This window comes from Aeromonas sp. FDAARGOS 1406 (assembly GCF_019048565.1).
In the GTDB taxonomy this organism is placed as follows: domain Bacteria; phylum Pseudomonadota; class Gammaproteobacteria; order Enterobacterales; family Aeromonadaceae; genus Aeromonas; species Aeromonas caviae.
The window spans coordinates 1033731-1048990 of record NZ_CP077378.1; the positions used below are offsets into that span (position 1 = coordinate 1033731).

Annotated in this window: 15 protein-coding genes and 2 pseudogenes; 5 read left to right on the plus strand and 12 right to left on the minus strand. The window is 61.2% G+C overall.

Annotated features, from left to right (window positions below):
* Nucleotides 1–24 precede the first annotated feature (24 nt).
* Nucleotides 25–1458, plus strand: coding sequence for a D-alanyl-D-alanine carboxypeptidase/D-alanyl-D-alanine-endopeptidase (dacB, locus tag I6L36_RS04695; RefSeq protein WP_216987040.1), 1434 nt, complete (start codon nt 25–27; stop codon nt 1456–1458).
* 211 nt (nt 1459–1669) lie between these two features.
* Nucleotides 1670–1927 (plus strand): GrxA family glutaredoxin, encoded by a 258-nt coding sequence (locus I6L36_RS04700; RefSeq protein WP_010674029.1) that lies wholly within the window; start codon nt 1670–1672, stop codon nt 1925–1927.
* Nucleotides 1928–1974: 47 nt separating this feature from the next.
* Here the strand turns inward: I6L36_RS04700 and I6L36_RS04705 are convergent, their stop codons facing one another.
* Both I6L36_RS04705 and I6L36_RS04710 read right to left on the minus strand, forming a co-directional pair.
* Nucleotides 1975–3303, minus strand: a complete 1329-nt coding sequence (locus I6L36_RS04705) for an IS4 family transposase (RefSeq protein ID WP_010676218.1) — start codon at nt 3301–3303, stop codon at nt 1975–1977.
* 121 nt (nt 3304–3424) lie between these two features.
* Complete coding sequence (locus I6L36_RS04710; RefSeq protein ID WP_010674028.1) at nt 3425–3634, minus strand: DUF1653 domain-containing protein; 210 nt, start codon at nt 3632–3634, stop codon at nt 3425–3427.
* Nucleotides 3635–3989: 355 nt separating this feature from the next.
* Here I6L36_RS04710 and I6L36_RS04715 point away from each other — a divergent pair, with 355 nt between their 5' ends.
* Nucleotides 3990–5204: a pyridoxal phosphate-dependent aminotransferase gene (locus I6L36_RS04715; RefSeq protein ID WP_005302243.1), complete on the plus strand. Its 1215-nt coding sequence runs from the start codon at nt 3990–3992 to the stop codon at nt 5202–5204.
* A gap of 65 nt (nt 5205–5269) precedes the next feature.
* Here the strand turns inward: I6L36_RS04715 and I6L36_RS04720 are convergent, their stop codons facing one another.
* The 8 genes and pseudogenes from I6L36_RS04720 to I6L36_RS04750 all read right to left on the minus strand — a co-directional run.
* Complete coding sequence (locus I6L36_RS04720; protein WP_109113039.1) at nt 5270–6745, minus strand: YfcC family protein; 1476 nt, start codon at nt 6743–6745, stop codon at nt 5270–5272.
* 162 nt (nt 6746–6907) lie between these two features.
* Nucleotides 6908–8101 (minus strand): enoyl-ACP reductase FabV, encoded by a 1194-nt coding sequence (gene fabV, locus I6L36_RS04725; RefSeq protein ID WP_041212832.1) that lies wholly within the window; start codon nt 8099–8101, stop codon nt 6908–6910.
* Nucleotides 8102–8329: 228 nt separating this feature from the next.
* Nucleotides 8330–8554: a hypothetical protein gene (locus I6L36_RS04730; RefSeq protein WP_109113040.1), complete on the minus strand. Its 225-nt coding sequence runs from the start codon at nt 8552–8554 to the stop codon at nt 8330–8332.
* Nucleotides 8551–9510 carry a hypothetical protein gene (locus I6L36_RS21895; protein ID WP_254052434.1) on the minus strand — a complete coding sequence of 320 codons (960 nt, stop codon included), beginning with the start codon at nt 9508–9510 and terminating at the stop codon, nt 8551–8553. The genes I6L36_RS04730 and I6L36_RS21895 overlap by 4 nt, the downstream gene beginning before the upstream one ends.
* A complete protein-coding gene (locus tag I6L36_RS21900) occupies nt 9507–10499 on the minus strand; it encodes a hypothetical protein (protein WP_254203466.1) in 993 nt (330 codons plus the stop codon). The genes I6L36_RS21895 and I6L36_RS21900 overlap by 4 nt, the downstream gene beginning before the upstream one ends.
* Nucleotides 10500–10526: 27 nt before the next feature.
* Entirely contained in the window at nt 10527–10931 is a 405-nt protein-coding gene (locus I6L36_RS04740) for a hypothetical protein (protein WP_216987041.1), read from the minus strand.
* A 24-nt stretch (nt 10932–10955) separates the two neighbouring features.
* Nucleotides 10956–11402: a hypothetical protein gene (locus I6L36_RS21905; RefSeq protein WP_254203467.1), complete on the minus strand. Its 447-nt coding sequence runs from the start codon at nt 11400–11402 to the stop codon at nt 10956–10958.
* 209 nt (nt 11403–11611) lie between these two features.
* A pseudogene (locus tag I6L36_RS04750) lies at nt 11612–12271 on the minus strand (IS5-like element ISAs13 family transposase); the annotation flags it as partial.
* Nucleotides 12272–12346: 75 nt separating this feature from the next.
* Between I6L36_RS04750 and I6L36_RS04755 the strand changes: the two are divergent.
* Nucleotides 12347–13264, plus strand: a complete 918-nt coding sequence (locus tag I6L36_RS04755; RefSeq protein WP_216987042.1) for an IS5 family transposase — start codon at nt 12347–12349, stop codon at nt 13262–13264.
* A 55-nt stretch (nt 13265–13319) separates the two neighbouring features.
* Here the strand turns inward: I6L36_RS04755 and I6L36_RS04760 are convergent.
* A pseudogene (locus I6L36_RS04760) lies at nt 13320–13589 on the minus strand (transposase); the annotation flags it as partial.
* A gap of 137 nt (nt 13590–13726) precedes the next feature.
* Here I6L36_RS04760 and I6L36_RS22140 point away from each other — a divergent pair.
* A complete protein-coding gene (locus I6L36_RS22140; protein WP_162540669.1) occupies nt 13727–14974 on the plus strand; it encodes a methyl-accepting chemotaxis protein in 1248 nt (415 codons plus the stop codon).
* Between the two features lie 72 nt (nt 14975–15046).
* On the opposite strand, the gene I6L36_RS04770 is transcribed toward I6L36_RS22140, so the two are convergent.
* Nucleotides 15047–15244 carry a hypothetical protein gene (locus I6L36_RS04770; protein WP_104455715.1) on the minus strand — a complete coding sequence of 66 codons (198 nt, stop codon included), beginning with the start codon at nt 15242–15244 and terminating at the stop codon, nt 15047–15049.
* Nucleotides 15245–15260: the final 16 nt, after the last annotated feature.

A 15260-nucleotide genomic window follows, 5' to 3' on the forward strand; every position in this document is an offset into this window, starting at 1 on the left:
CCTTTCGTTCAGTTAGAGGATCCTATGCAGCGGCTGTTGATTGGTTTTTGTGCTCTCTTTTCTCTGGCGGTCCACGCCGCCCCGCTGACCCCGCCCAAGGGGGGCCAGTACGCCGTCATCGTACAGGGCAACAACGGGGTGGAATTTGCCCGTCACGCCGATGACATGATAGCCCCCGCCTCCACCATGAAGGTGCTCACCGCGCTCGCTGCACGCCTCGAACTCGGTGCCGACTTCCGCTTCGCCACCGACATCCAGGCCCAGCCCGGCGCCAAACAGGGCACCACCATCAACGGCGACATCTGGATCAACTTCGTCGGCGACCCGACCCTATCGCGCATGGATCTGGTTGCCCTGTTCAAACAGTTGGGCGTCACCCGCATTCAGGGCAACGTCTATGTCAACACCGGTGCCTACAACGGCTATGAGCGTGGCAACGGCTGGTCCTGGGGGGATCAGACCCTCTGCTTCGCCGCTCCCGTCTCCTCGGTCATCATCGACAAGAACTGCGCCTACGGCACCATCACCGCCACCCAGATTGGCAAGCCTGCGGTGGGCAACGTGGCCACCGGCGTGCCCATCGGCATCGGCGCCGACAACGTGGAGGTGATGAGCTATGGCGACATGGCGCGTCAGTTCTGCGCTCTGGAAGTAGACATGGCCAAGGGCAACTTCTACGAGCTCAAGGGCTGCATCACCCCGAACAAGGAGCCACAAGGGCTGCGCTTTGCCATCCATGACGTGGAGGCCTGGGGCTGGGACAACATCCGTTGGGCCATGAACCGCGCCGGGATCAGCCACGACGGCCTGCTGCGGGTCACCCATCAGGCCCCTGTCGGTGCCCAGACCCTGGCGACCCACTACTCTGTCTCCCTGCCGGTGATGCTCGCCAAGATGTTGAAAAAGTCCGACAACCTCTACGCCGATACCTTCCTCAAAACCGTGGGGCGTCACTACTACAACAAGCCGGGTAGCTATCGCAGCGGCACCATGGCGGTACGCGCCATCCTGACCAAGCACGGCATTGACCTTGGCAACGCCACCCTGGCCGACGGCTCCGGCCTCTCCGCCCACAATCTCATCAGCGCGCGCCAGATGTTGTCGGTGCTTAACTTCATCCAGAAGAACGATGCCGAGCTCGACTTCATCAAGCTGCTGCCAAGCTCCCAGGTGGACGGCACCCTGGCCTGGCGACGCAGCGTCACCGCTCCCATGATGAAGAACAAGGTGCACGCCAAGACCGGTACCATCACAGGTACCTCGAACCTCGCCGGTTTCATCGACACCGCCGGTGGCCAGCGCAAGGCCTTCGTGATGTTCCAGCGCGGTCTCTCCCAGGATCCGGCGACCCACGATCGCTACCGCGCCAGCAAGGCGCCCTGGCCCTGGACCGTCTTCGAAAAAGGCGTGCTGGAGAGCATCTACCAGCAACAACCCATCCAGATCGTCGAGCAGTGATAGACGGGCTGCCTTGCCGGCAAGGCGGCCCGATTCCCCGGCCTTGGGGCGAAACAGGGACGCTGGCGCCATCATCAGCAGTGGGCGCAATCGGAGATGGCGAACGGAAGCATCGCTATTTTCAGCTTTGACTGACAGGGCGCCAGGGCTATGCTGTGCCCAGCCTCATCTCAATGGCCTTCTTCAACGGCTTGTTTAATGGAGAGAAAAGATGTTTGTAGAGATTTTTGGTCGTCCCGGTTGCCCCTATTGCGTGCGTGCCAAGCAGATTGCCGAGCAACTCACCGAGGAGCGCGATGACTTCGAGTTCCGCTACGTGGATATCAACGTGGCCGGGCTGACCAAGGACGATCTCGCCGCCAAGGCGGGCAAGCCGGTCACCACTGTGCCGCAGATCTTCCTGGATGAGCAGCACATCGGCGGCTGCACCGATTTTGAGGCCTACGCCAGAGCCAATCTGGGTCTGTAAGCCCCGACACCATGAAAAAAGGCGCCTCTGGCGCTAATGCCAGTCAGTTAAGCCTGACTGGCATTGTTTTTACTAGGTTTTCTCGTCGCATACTTCTGTGGTTTGGCTTTGATGCACCTTGGGTAACTTCGTTCTCGGCGGGCGGGTAACTTGAACTGCTCTGCCTGTTTGTCCAACTCAGCGACACGCCCTGGAACCATGCCCGGTGACACAAACGGCAGGCAACTGAGTTCATGCAGCAGATACACCGATGCCATGTGAAAGCTCAACTGGCTGGCCGTATAGCCCTTTAAGCTCGCCGCCATCCTAACCATCTGATATCTCAGTAGGTTATAGGCCAATACCAAGCCCCATAGCTCCTGCCTTACTCCATCGGGTTTCTTGCTGCGCAGCGTCAGCCGGTGCTGTTGCAGGCTATGTTTCATCTCCCGATAGCCCAGCTCGATTTCCCAGCGATTCTGGTATAGCTCCATCAACTCGCTGGCCGGGAAGCGCAGCGGGTCGGTGAGCGAGGTCAGCACCTGCCGCTCCTTGCCGTTTACCGTCCGGGTCAGCAGCCGGGCTTCGAACTGCTCCGGCAACTCGCTCCACTTCTTCTTGGCCTGCGGACTGGCTCTGAGGCGTACCAGCACATCCTGCCGCCCCAGCTTGCGGATGACCTCGTATTGAGCCCCCTTTTTCAGCGGAATAAGCCAGTGACGCGCTACGCCCTGGCGTTGCCAGGCATGGAGTAACCCCAGTGAGTAGAAGCCCTTATCGAACAGGGTCAGGCTATTATCGGGTGTTTTTTCAATCAGTTGCTCTGCCAACACCATCTCGTTTACCGCACAGGAGTCCATCACTGTCTGGGTCAGCAGATGACTGGTCAGCTCCATCTGACACAACATGCGGACCTGGGGATATTGCGTCTCCCCCTGGACGGTTTTCGACTTGGCAAAGGCGCCGGCATTGTCCGGAGTATCGGGCGTGCGCCAGACCACCCCGTCCACGGCCAGCAGCTGCAAGCCGGCCCAGGTGGGGTGCTGACACAGCTGATGCCAGAGTGTGGCGGTCTGCTGGAACACCTGTCGAACGGCTTGGTCAGCCAGTTTTTGGCGCGCCTGGATGAAGGCGCTGGGGACGACAAACGGCCGGTCGCCGGGTAACAGGATATCGAGCTGGTTGGCCAGCTGGGCCATAGGGACATGACGAAACAAGGACATCCCGATAATGGCCCATAGCACCCGCTCCATGGGCATGCGCCGTCGGCGCAAGGAGACGGAGCCCGTCTCGGCCAAGCAAGCCTGCACCAGTTCAGGTGACAGCAGGTCAGACAGGGACTCAAACTTTCCGGGAGGACAGGCGTGAATGAAGTCGAGAGCTTGGTCGATACGCATAAAAAAATCCGAAACCCAACAAGGAGTTTCGGATTCTTACACAGCCTGAGGATCGGTCAATGGATCCTTAACTGATCGGCATTACGCCTCTGGCGCCTTTTTTCATGTCGCCAAGCCTGCCTCAGGCCACCGGCGTGAAGCGGCTCACCACCTGTCCCTGATGTTCAATCCACTCCATGAACATGGCGACGGGGCGGGCATAGACCTGACCATCCTGTTCGGATTGATAGATCACCAGCTGCTCCTGGGTTTCGGTGTGCAAGGCCAGGGCCAGAACCTGGTAATAGCCCCCCTTGAAATGGCGGTAGCGACCGGTGGCGGGTGCCTGCATGAGTGAACCTCGAGAGCGGAAAGATGAGCCCCCGTGCCTGCGTGCTCCCCTGGCAGACCGACGGGTCGGGGCTTTTTTACCCCAGCCAATCGTGCCAGATGGGGGAGATATTTCAATACACTCATGTTGCTTTATGAATCTGCCCCTCATCTTTCACTGATCTACCAAAGAGAGGCAAACGATCATGCTGAATTTAACATTTCAACAACCCTGTTTCAGGGGTAAATATCAGGGATTTATTCCATAAATTAGATTGTTCTAGCATTCAATTCTGTGAAGAATAGGGGCAGAGAAATTTGATACTAAAAACAGCTTTTCTGCCAACGCGCCCCACGGGGAAGGAATCACGCTCACCATGTTCACTATCGACAAGTCGCACAAGCTCGACGATGTCTGCTATGACATCCGCGGCCCGGTGCACAAAGAAGCTCGCCGTCTCGAAGACGAAGGTCACCGCATCATCAAGCTCAACATCGGCAATCCGGCCCCGTTTGGCTTCGAAGCACCGGAGGAGATCATCAAGGATGTGATCCTCAATATGCCCCAGAGCCAGGGCTACTGCGACTCCAAGGGGCTGTTCTCGGCCCGCAAGGCGGTGATGCAGTACTACCAGCAAAAAGGGATGCGCAAGGTCGACATCGACGACATCTACATCGGCAACGGTGCGAGCGAGCTCATCGTGATGGCGATGCAGGCGCTGCTCAACAACGGCGACGAGATGCTGGTGCCCTCCCCCGACTACCCGCTCTGGACCGCGGCCGTCACCCTCTCCGGCGGCCATGCGGTGCACTACCGCTGTGACGAAGGGGCTGACTGGTATCCGGATCTCGACGACATCCGCGCCCGCATCACCCCGCGCACCCGCGGCCTGGTGCTGATCAACCCCAACAACCCGACCGGCGCCGTCTACGGCAGCGAATTTTTGCTTGAAGTGATCGAGATCGCCCGTCAGCACAACCTCATCATCTTCGCCGACGAAATTTACGACAAGATCCTCTACGACGACATCTCCCACACCAGCGTCTGCACCCTGTGCGACGACGTCATGGTGGTGACCTTCAACGGCCTCTCCAAGGCCTACCGCGCCTGCGGCTTCCGCCAGGGCTGGATGGTCATCACCGGTCCCAAGGGTCGTGCCAAGGGCTACATCGAGGGACTGGAGATGCTGGCCTCCATGCGGCTGTGTGCCAACGTGCCCATGCAGCACGCCATCCAGACCGCCCTTGGGGGCTACCAGAGCATCAACGAACTGATCCTGCCGGGGGGTCGCCTGCGTCGCCAGCGGGACAAGGCCTGGGAGCTTTTGAACGAGATCCCCGGGGTCTCCTGCGTCAAACCCAAGGGGGCGCTCTACATGTTCCCGCGCCTCGACCCCAAGGTGTATGACATCCGCGATGACCAGAAGATGGTGTTCGACCTGCTGCAGCAGGAGAAGCTCCTGCTGGTGCAAGGCACCGGCTTCAACTGGCCGGCACCGGATCACTTCCGCCTGGTGTTCCTGCCCCGGGAAGAGGAGCTGGAAGAGGCTATCGGTCGCCTCGCCCGCTTCCTCAAGGGCTACAAGCAGTAAGCAAGACTCATGAAAAAGGCTCCCGCGGGAGCCTTTTTGTTGTCTGTCGTTTTCTATCCGCGCCATCAGCCGTGGAGCAGGGCCCCGGCCACCAGCACCACCATGGTGATCAGAGCCACCCCGATGATGAAGGGCAGCACCCAGCGCACGAAGCGATCGTAGGGGATCCTGGCGAGCGCCAGCCCCGCCACCAGGTGGGCGGCGGTGGGGGCAAACAGGTTGATCCAGCCGGAGGCGGACTGATAGGCGGTGATCACCAGATCCCGGGAGATGCCGGAGAAGTCCGCCAGCGGTCCCATCAGCGGCATGGAGACGGTCGCGAGCCCCGAGGTGGAGGGAATGAAGAAGCTCAGGATGATGTGCACCAGATAGGCCATCAGGATGAAGACCGACGACGACAGTCCGCTCACCAGCCCCTCGGCCCAATGCAGTATGGTGTCGATGATGACGCCGTGCTCCATCACCACATAGATGCCGCGCGCCACCGCCACCACCAGGGCCACCCCGATGAGATCCCGCGCCCCGTTCAGGAAGGTCGCCACGTAGTTGGACTCCGGCATCCGGTTGATGAGGGCAATCAGGATGGAGGCGCTGAAGAAGAGGGTGGAGAGCTCGTCGAACCACCAGCCCAGGGTGGGCAACAGATCAATGCCCAGATCCGACCAGGGCACCACCGCATAGATCATCAGCAGGAAGGTGCCGAAGAAGACCAGCATGGTGAGCTTCTGCTTGCCGCTGAAGGCGAGGTTGCCGCTCTTCATCTGGGAGAACTCGTCGTCATAAACGATATCGGCCAGCACGGAGCGGGACTTGTCCTGCTGCACCTGCCTGGCGTAGCGCATCACGAACCAGGAGGCGAAGATCACCAGCAGCAGCCACTGGATGACCCGTAGCCCTATCCCCTCACCGATGGGGATACCCGCGAAACCAGAGGCGATGCCGGTGGCAAACGGATTGACGGTGGAGGCGAGCACCCCGACCCCGGAGCCGAGCAGGATGATCCCGGCCGCCACCATGCGATCGAAGCCCGCCGCCATCATCACCGGCACGATGAGTGCCCAGAAGGCCACCGTCTCCTCCGCCATGCCGAAGGTGGAGCCACCCAGGGCGAACAGGGCGATCAGCACCGGGATGAGCAGCCGCTCGCGCCCGGCGAAGGTACGCACTATGGCCCCGACCCCCGCATCCAGCGCCCCGCTCTGCATGGTCACCGCCAGAAAGCCGCCGATGATGAGTACGAACAGTGCTACGTCCGCCGCCTTGTGAAAGCCCTGGATGGGCGCCTTGAGCACATCGAATACCCCCTGGGGTTGGGAGGGGAGCTCGGTGTAACTGCCGGGTACCGGCAGCAGTCGCTCGTCACCGCTGTAGTCGGCCACGGCCGCTGCAGCCACCGGCTGCTGGGTCTTGGCCGTCACATAGTTGTATTTTCCCGCCGGCAGCACCCAGGTGAGGGCCGCCATCAGGGCGATGATGATGAAAAGCAGGGTATAAACCGTGGGGAGCTGGCGCTTCTTGGGCGCCTCATGGGATGTGGTCATGGCTTTCGTACCTCGGCGGTGCCGTCTGTGATCCGGACAGCGCAAGCCTAGCGGGTTTGTTCGGGGAAAAAGGTGATCGCGGATAATAAACCTGAGGCAACAGGTTGAGTCTGCTGCAAAAAAACAGGGCCCCGCAGGGCCCTGTCTGTGCTGACGACCGACTTACAGCTCGACCACGTCGAATTGCACGTCCGGATTCACGTCCGCATCGTAGTCCACCTCGTCCAGGCCGAAACCGAACAGGCGCAGGAACTCCTGCTTGTAGCCGGTGTAGTCAGTCAGCTCGGAGAGGTTCTCGGTGGTGATGGAGGGCCAGAGATCACGGCAGGTCTGCTGCACGTCTTCACGCAGCTCCCAGTCATCCATGCGGATGCGGGCCTGCTCGTCCAGCGCCATGTCGGCGCCGTACAGGCGGGTGCGCATCATGCGGTCCACCTGCTCCATGCAGCCCTCGTGAATGCCCTTCTCCTTCATGATCTTGAAGGCCATGGAGATGTAGAGCGGCATCACGGGAATGGCAGAGGAGGCCTGGGTCACCACGGATTTGAGCACGGCCACGTGGGCGGTCCCCCCCTTGGCAGCCAGATCGCCACGGATGGCGGTGGCGGCGCGGTCCAGATCTTCCTTGGCACGCCCCAGGGTACCATGCCAGTAGATGGGCCAGGTCAGGTCGGTACCGATGTAGGAGTAGGCCACGGACTTGGCGCCGTCAGCCAGCACACCCGCATCGCGCAGAGCCGCCATCCACAGTTCCCAGTCCTGGCCGCCCATGACGGTGATGGTGCTTTGGATCTCTTCCTCATTCGCCGGCTCGACGGTGGCGGTGATGATCTGATCCTTGTTGGTGTCGATGGCGGTGGAGGTGTAGACCTCGCCGATGGGTTTGAGGGCGGAGCGCACCACTTCGCCGGTGTCCGGCAGCTTGCGCACCGGAGAGGCCAGAGAGTAGACCACCAGATCGATTTGACCCAGATCCTGCTTGATGAGCTCGATCACCTTGGCACGGCACTCGTGGGAGAAGGCATCGCCATTGATGCTCTTGGCGTAGAGGCCGGCCTCTTTGGCGGCCTTGTCGAAGGCGGCGGAGTTGTACCAGCCGGCGGAGCCCGTCTTGGTCTCGGAGCTCGGCTTTTCGAAGAAGACACCGATGGTGGCAGCTCCGCTGCCGAAGGCTGCGGCAATGCGGGAGGCCAGACCATAGCCGGTGGAAGCGCCGATCACCAGCACCTTCTTGGGGCCATTCTCGATGGCGCCCTTGGCTTGGGTGTAAGCGATCTGGCGACGAACATTGGCTTCACAACCGACCGGGTGGGTGGTGGTGCAGATAAAGCCGCGAACCTTGGGTTTGATGATCATGTGTTGTCTCTTATCCGTTTGATGGATGAAATCGGGGCATAAGATACCTCATTGCGGCCCGTTATGGTGCTCTGATGTGTTGAACTGCGGGGAAACAGGCAGGGATCCTGTAGCCCGCCGCGAAAAATGAAAAACGCATCTGGGTAAAACGATAAACAGAGCAGAGGCCACATTTATCAAACTCGGTGAATCAGAAATCACCCAGTTTGAAAGACGCTTAACAGGGGTTTAAACCTCGATTTCATAGGTTGGTAAATCAGGAGCGGGCCCTATGATAGCACCACTCTGGTAGAACGCCTTCTGGCCGATGGCCACCCCTCCCCCTCGCACCACCACCACACCGCCCCCCATCGTTTGCAGCGTCGTCGTCGTGGCACCGACAGCGGTCACGGTACCAACCAGCAAAGGGTCGGCACCGGGTACCAGCTCCAGGAACTGTTTGAACAGGTTCATACAAATCGCTCCACGCTCAGTTGTTGGCGTACCTTCATAGCCCTGTCCTGCAGCTCTGCAGAGACCCGCACGCTCCGGTTAAAACCCTTCCAGCCATCCACCGCGAGTAACGCCCCCGGCAAGATGAGTCCGGTGTCGTTCGATAGCGGCAGCTCGATGGCCTGCAGGCGCTTCGGCATGGTCTTGGCCAGGGCCACCACCCCCTGGGCACGGGCCGCCACCACATCGCACACCAGCGGGTGGGTGATGGTCGGTGCCTGTTTCTCCCCTGCCGTGCCTTGGCGCAGCACCCGGGCGCTGATGCCCTGATGACCACCACTGACCCAGACCCCGTTCGCCGCCTGCCCCGGCTGGACGTCGCTGCCCAGGGTCGTGACGATGGCGCGGGGGATGGCCACGTCGGCCAGCGCCCCGTCGAGCTGCCAGGGTACGGTCGGATAACGCGGCTTGATGACCAGGTGCCGATCGCGCTGGTGCGGCAGCACGAACCCACCTGCCGCCTCGGCCAGGTACTTGATCGCCTCGATGGGGGTCTGGTTGTCCAGGCTGAAAAAGCCTGCCGGTACCAGCCAGTCCGGTGCCTGCCAATCCAGGGTCCAGCCAAACGGCAACAACGCCTCCGCCAGCTGGGCCATGGTGGCCAAGGCGCTCTCGCTCACCGCTTGCGCCAGTACATGGGTCGGCGACAGATAAGCGGTGCGAGAGCGACCGGTCAGGGTCGCCGACTGCCGGCCAAAGCTCTCGCTCGACTGCCAGCCGTCGCATACGCAGTCCCACTGCTGGCCGTTGACGTGGATGCTGACCTCCTCCTCGTCCGTCATGGCCGCCGCCGCGATGCGCGGGATCTGGGCCGTGAACTGCCAGGCCCAGGAGTCGGTATCGAGTTCGATGCTCAGCGAGGTGGTTGGAATATCGACCCCATCCCTCACCCGCACAATGCTTGCTGTGTTGCTCACCAGATAAACCCTCCGGGTTGGGATAACAATCTGAGCCTGCCCGAACCAGACGAACTCCAGGGCGGCGTCACCCCGGTGGCGGCCGAACGCCAGCACCCGGGTGCGCTTGTCCGGCCGCTCCGGCTTGACGGGCGGCTTGGGCGGCGGGCTGGTCCCCCAGGGGGCTGCATCGCCTCCTCCCAGCGCGACAGCCAGCCCTTGTGCAGCTGCAGGCCGAGCTGCCAGCGCTGGCCGCCCAGGGTGAAGCCAAGCGGGGTGGCCTCCTGCCAGCGGTCGGCTTGCCACTCCTTGTCCTGGCGCGGGGGGTTGCGAAACCCGCTCACCTGCCAGCGGCCCACCGGCGCCCCCTCGACCCAGAGCGAGCGGGTCACGGCATGGCCGGGGGGCAGGCTGTCGAAGCCATGGCCGTTGTTCGCGCCGAGGGCCTGCCCCTCGTCGAACGGCACCCGCACGGTGCCATCCTCCCGGGGCAGCTGTTCGGCCAGGCCGGTCCACTCGGTCTGCAGGGGGCGGGCCTCCTGCCAATGATTCTGACAGGGGGCGGGAACGAGGGCTGGCTGCTGCCAGTCGCTTTGCACTGCCCGGGTCACCAGCGCGGCCCGCTCGAAATGATCGGTGCTGGTGTGGCTCGGTCCCCGGAACACGTTGATGTCGTGGCCGGCCTCGATGGCAGGCAGCAGGGGTCTGGCTGTGCTGGCCAGGGTCGCCTCGATGACCACGGCGGCGCCTATCTCGACCACCGGCTGCGGCGCCGTGGCCAGCAGGGCAGCCGGGTAAACCGGTATCACCGCCAGGCTGGCCTGGGTCGCGGGCCCCGTCCCCTGCAGTGCGCTCGGTAGCACCAGGCCCGGGGAGCAGGTCAGGCTGGGCGGCAGGCTGGTGCCCCGCAGCACGGCCGCATAGCGCTGCACCTGGAGCGGGTTCAGCTCCAGCGCGGCGTTGGCCTTGCGGGCCTTCTGCAACTCCAGCCGGGCGTCGGTTCTGGCCATGCTGACCTCGTGGCTCACGGGGAGCGGTTAGGGTTCGGTAAAGATGGCGTCGTTGATGCGCACCATGGCGCCGGTGAACAGCTCACTGGCGGGGATTTCGATGTCGGCGCCGCTCTCCGGTGGCCCCACGTCGAGATCCGCCACAAAGCCCCCGTCCCGGTTGGCGATGCGCCCCCAGGCCTGGACCCCGTTGGCGATGACCATCTGCTCGGCCAGCGGCTTGAGCGTCAGCACCCCGCCCGTCACGCTCTGGGCGCAAGGGTGGGTGAAGTGCAGCGTCACCAAGAGCACCTGGCTGGTAACGGCAGCGCCCGGGGCGGGGCGTCCACCGGTGTAGATCTTGAGGGTCGCGGGCCCCGCGCTGCCCTCGTCGATGGCGCTGGCCAGCAGCTGGGCGCGGCTGGTGCGCAGTGCATCTGCATACGCGAACATAGAACCTCCAGGTGTGTGGCCCTATCAGGCCAGGCCGACCCCCTCACCGGGGGCGTAAGGGGTGGGGAGCTGGTAGTCGGCTGCCACGGCGTTGTAGTCGGCGGGGCCGAACGCCGGATCGTCCTGGGCGACCAGCATGTAACGTTGGGCCAGCCAAAGACTGTCGAACCGATATTTGCCATCTCCTGCCCGGCTAATGGTCTCGGCGATCAGATCCCCCGACTGGGTGAAGCAGAGCACACGGCGAGCGACCCCTTCACCGTTGATGGTGACGGTGCTCTCGATGTAGCCCATGGCGCGGGAACGGCCTTCTGGCGTCACCATCATCAAGGCATCGTAAGCCCCCAGGCCGGGCTGGCATGTCAGCGGCAGATGCCGTGTTTCAAGCAGGGGAAATGCCTCGGATGGGGTTACCTGGTTTCCCCACACCAGCCCAGGACCGATAACGGCGAATGGATAGAGTGGGTCCATCGCTACCTCCAGGGGCCAGTGATGTCAAAGGCCACTAGGGAAGGTGCGAATAAGTCATATGGCACGAGAGCATTTACTGGTAACCCATTGATATTAAATGACTAAAATTTTCATTTTTTGTTCGTGGGATACTTGTTCGCACTTTCCCTGGAAGGCGCTGTTTCCCAAATCAACCATCAAGCCACAACTGCCCCAGCCCCAAGTGACCGTTACACTCGGGGCTTTCTGACAGGCAGACCAAGGGTATTCAGTTTGTTTATGGCACTGACATACGCCATGACTTCTCCCACTTGGCCATTGTAGTTACGCAGACTGATTCTCCCCGCCAGCAACTGCTTGAACCGATACATCGCCGTTTCCGCCAGCGAGCGACGGTGATACCCCGATATCTTCTTCCAGTGCGCCAGCCCTTCCTTGCGCATCACCAGCACAGCCTCATTTCTTGGATGTCCTTTTTCCCATAGCCCAGCGTTCTTGCGAGGCGGGATACAGGCTGTCGCCCCTTTGCGCGAGATTAGCTGATGGCTGGCTTTGCTGTCATAGGCGCCATCCGCATAAACACCTCCCAGCTTGCGCCGCAGTGGGTTGAGCAAGGTCGGCAACACCTCGGCATCATGGACATTTTCCAGCGAGACTTCCGCCGCCACGATATCGTGGGTCACCGGGTCTACCGCCAGATGCAACTTGCGCCACACTCGCCGCTTCTCGGCGCCGTGTTTTCTGACCTTCCACTCGCCTTCACCAAATACCTTCAGGCCCGTCGAATCGATAACCAAGTCAGTGATGCGCCCCTTAGAGGGCTGTCGATAAGCCACCGCCACCGTGCGTGCTCGCTTGCTGACACAGCTGTAATCGGGGGCACAAAGCGGCCTTGTTGCTCAAATCGGGGAACTATCTGTCATCTCGGTGATCTGATCCTGTAGCGCAGTCTCCGAGAGCATCAGATGGGCAAGTCCAAGCACAAGATCAGCAACTGGCAGCAGTACAACCAAGCCTTGGTGCAACGCGGTTCGTTGACCATCTGGATGGACGAACAAGCCATTAAGCAGTGGCATTGCCTGGTCCACCATGGCCGCCGAGGGAGAGGTTTCCACTACAGTGACACCGCCATTGAGACGGCCCTGATGCTAAAAGGCTTGTTCAAGTTGCCGCTGCGGGCGCTAGAAGGCTTCATTAACTCGTTGTTCCAACTGATGGCGGTGCCTTTGCAGTCGCCGGACTATAGCTGTATCAGCAAGCGCGCCAAGACCGTCGACATCAAGTACCGCCTCCCCAGCCAAGGCCCGGTGGCTCACTTGGTCATTGATGCCACCGGCCTCAAGGTCTATGGCGAAGGCGAATGGAAAATTCGCAAACACGGCAAGGAGAAGCGACGAGTGTGGCGCAAGCTCCACTTGGCGGTGGATGCCACAACCCATGCGGTCATCGCTGCCGAAGTCAGCCTGGAGACGGTGGCGGATAACGAGGTGTTACCGACGTTGCTCAACCCCTTACGACGCAAGATAAAACAGGTCAGCGCCGATGGTGCGTATGACACCAAGGCCTGTCATGCGCTACTGAAGAAGAAGGGGGCGAAAGCCACCATACCGCCGAGAAAAAATGCGGCACCGTGGGAGGAAGGCCATCCCCGCAACGAGGCGGTGACGGCGCTCAAGGCCGGTGAACTGAAGCAATGGAAGAAAGACTCCGGCTATCACCAGCGCTCGATAGCCGAGACCGCCATGTACCGGTTCAAGCAACTCATCAGGCCAACGCTGAGCCTGCGGAACTACAACGCCCAGGTGGGCGAAATCCTGGCTGGCGTGAAGGTGATGAACAAGCTGATAGGGCTTGGTATGCCTGTTCGCCAGCCAGTGAATTGAGTGGTATCAACGGGTTGGGGAACGGCCATCCAGCGACGGATTTGATCAACAACGCCGCACAAAGCGGTACGTTCATCAACTCGAACAGGGAGTCGAGTAGTCCCTGGGTGGCCCGCAGAGTGAGGTTGAAAATCCCCTTGAGCATCAGGAAGGTGCAGATGGTCTGGTCAGTGTATAGTTGGCTGCGGCCCCGCCGCCCATGATGGCCGTGGTGAAACCAGTTGTTCATGGCCTCGGCATCAACCCAGAAGGTGAGTGAACCACGGTTAATCAAAGATTTGTTGTATGTAGGCCAGTTGGTGATGGGGTGAAGCGACGTGCTCATGATGCAGACTTGAAGGAGATGGTGGTGATCAGATCACCAAGTCCTCAGTTAGTTCCATTCAAGCTGCATCGATTTGGGCAACAACGCCGTTCTGGAATCAAAAAGCAAGCAAGGAAGCCAGTGAGCAAGCGGCAAGGGTGGTGGAACTGGGGGCATTTGAACAGGCTATCCAGTTGCAGGTCCCCTTCGTCCAGTTCACCCCGGCGGGAGTGGTCACCTTCGCCAACGCGCTGTTTCTCAAGATCGTGGGATTTGAACGTGACGAGGTGATTGGCAAGCATCACAGCACCCTCTGCTTCCCCGACGACGTCAATACCCGGGATTACGAGACCTTGTGGCAGGATCTGCGCCACGGCGTCTCCCGCAGCGGTCGCTTCATTCGCCAGTCGAAATCCGGCAAGGCCGTGTGGCTGGAGGCGACCTATTTCCCCATCGTGATCGACGGCAAAGTGGTGCGGATCGCCAAGGTCGCCTCCGACGTGACCCAGCAGCAATCCACCCTGGAGCGCACCCAGGCACTGCTGGCAGCCCTGGACAAGTCCCTGGCGGTCATCGATTTCCAACCCGATGGCACCGTCATCACCGCCAACCAGAATTTCCTCAACTGCTTTGGTTACCGGCTGGAAGAGGTGGTCGGCAAGCATCATCGTCTCTTCTGTGACACCGAGTTCTACCAGAACAACCCCCATTTCTGGCAGGATCTCGGCTCGGGTGACATCAAGTCCGGGCTTTTCATGCGTCTGGGTCACCGGGGGGAGAAGATATGGCTGGAGGCCACCTACAACCCCATCTTCAACCACGAGGGCAAGGTGGTCAAAATCATCAAGCTGGCGAGCGACATCACCGAGCGGGTGGAGAAATCCATCTCCACCCGGGAAGCGGCCCAGAAGGCGTGTGCCATCGCCAGCGAAACCGTCGCGAGCGCCGCCAGGGGGCGGGAGGTCATCGACAGGGTGCTCGACACCTCCTCTCACATCAACACCTCGGTCAATGCGGTCAGCAAACAGATAGAGCAGCTCAACCAGCAATCCAGGAGCATCGAATCCATCATCTCCACCATCAGCGGCATCGCGGATCAGACCAATCTGCTGGCCCTCAACGCGGCCATCGAGGCGGCCCGCGCCGGGGAACAGGGACGGGGATTCGCGGTCGTGGCCGACGAGGTGAGGCAACTGGCGGCGCGCACTTCCAGCTCCATCAGCGAGATCGTCACCGTCATCAAGCACAACTCGGAGATCACCTCCCAGATCACCCAGACCGTCTCCGTCGTCTCCGACAAGGCGGTGGCAGGTCAGGAGCAGGCCACCATCATCGCCGACGTCATCAAGGAGATCATCGAGGACGCCAACTCGGTGTCGGACACCGTCAAGAGCCTCTCCATCTGAGCGACAGCTGCCAATGACAACGGGGGGCCCAGGCCCCCCGTTGTCATTGCTGTCCGCCCACCCGAAACCCGCTCAGCCATCCCCCAGGAGATAGTGTCTGGCTTCCTCGTCCGCCAGCGCGAGGGCGATGTCCCATAGCGCGGCGATGCAGAGCCCCTCCTCCTCCACAGCTTCCTCTTCCAGCGCCTCCAGGGCTCTGGCATCGGCCAGGGTAAAGGGGGGATGGCTCAACAGGCTTTTGGCCGCGGCCAGCAAGTGCATGTCGCTCATCGGTCGGCTCCTTCTT

What these genes read in the sequence shown, in the direction of transcription:
- dacB (WP_216987040.1), top strand. Translation starts at nt 25, where the DNA reads ATGCAGCGGCTGTTGATTGGTTTTTGTGCTCTCTTTTCTCTGGCGGTC.
- I6L36_RS04700 (WP_010674029.1), top strand. Translation starts at nt 1,670, where the DNA reads ATGTTTGTAGAGATTTTTGGTCGTCCCGGTTGCCCCTATTGCGTGCGT.
- I6L36_RS04705 (WP_010676218.1), bottom strand. Translation starts at nt 3,303, where the DNA reads ATGCGTATCGACCAAGCTCTCGACTTCATTCACGCCTGTCCTCCCGGA.
- I6L36_RS04710 (WP_010674028.1), bottom strand. Translation starts at nt 3,634, where the DNA reads ATGCAGGCACCCGCCACCGGTCGCTACCGCCATTTCAAGGGGGGCTAT.
- I6L36_RS04715 (WP_005302243.1), top strand. Translation starts at nt 3,990, where the DNA reads ATGTTCACTATCGACAAGTCGCACAAGCTCGACGATGTCTGCTATGAC.
- I6L36_RS04720 (WP_109113039.1), bottom strand. Translation starts at nt 6,745, where the DNA reads ATGACCACATCCCATGAGGCGCCCAAGAAGCGCCAGCTCCCCACGGTT.
- fabV (WP_041212832.1), bottom strand. Translation starts at nt 8,101, where the DNA reads ATGATCATCAAACCCAAGGTTCGCGGCTTTATCTGCACCACCACCCAC.
- I6L36_RS04730 (WP_109113040.1), bottom strand. Translation starts at nt 8,554, where the DNA reads ATGAACCTGTTCAAACAGTTCCTGGAGCTGGTACCCGGTGCCGACCCT.
- I6L36_RS21900 (WP_254203466.1), bottom strand. Translation starts at nt 10,499, where the DNA reads ATGGCCAGAACCGACGCCCGGCTGGAGTTGCAGAAGGCCCGCAAGGCC.
- I6L36_RS04740 (WP_216987041.1), bottom strand. Translation starts at nt 10,931, where the DNA reads ATGTTCGCGTATGCAGATGCACTGCGCACCAGCCGCGCCCAGCTGCTG.
- I6L36_RS21905 (WP_254203467.1), bottom strand. Translation starts at nt 11,402, where the DNA reads ATGGACCCACTCTATCCATTCGCCGTTATCGGTCCTGGGCTGGTGTGG.
- I6L36_RS04755 (WP_216987042.1), top strand. Translation starts at nt 12,347, where the DNA reads ATGGGCAAGTCCAAGCACAAGATCAGCAACTGGCAGCAGTACAACCAA.
- I6L36_RS04770 (WP_104455715.1), bottom strand. Translation starts at nt 15,244, where the DNA reads ATGAGCGACATGCACTTGCTGGCCGCGGCCAAAAGCCTGTTGAGCCAT.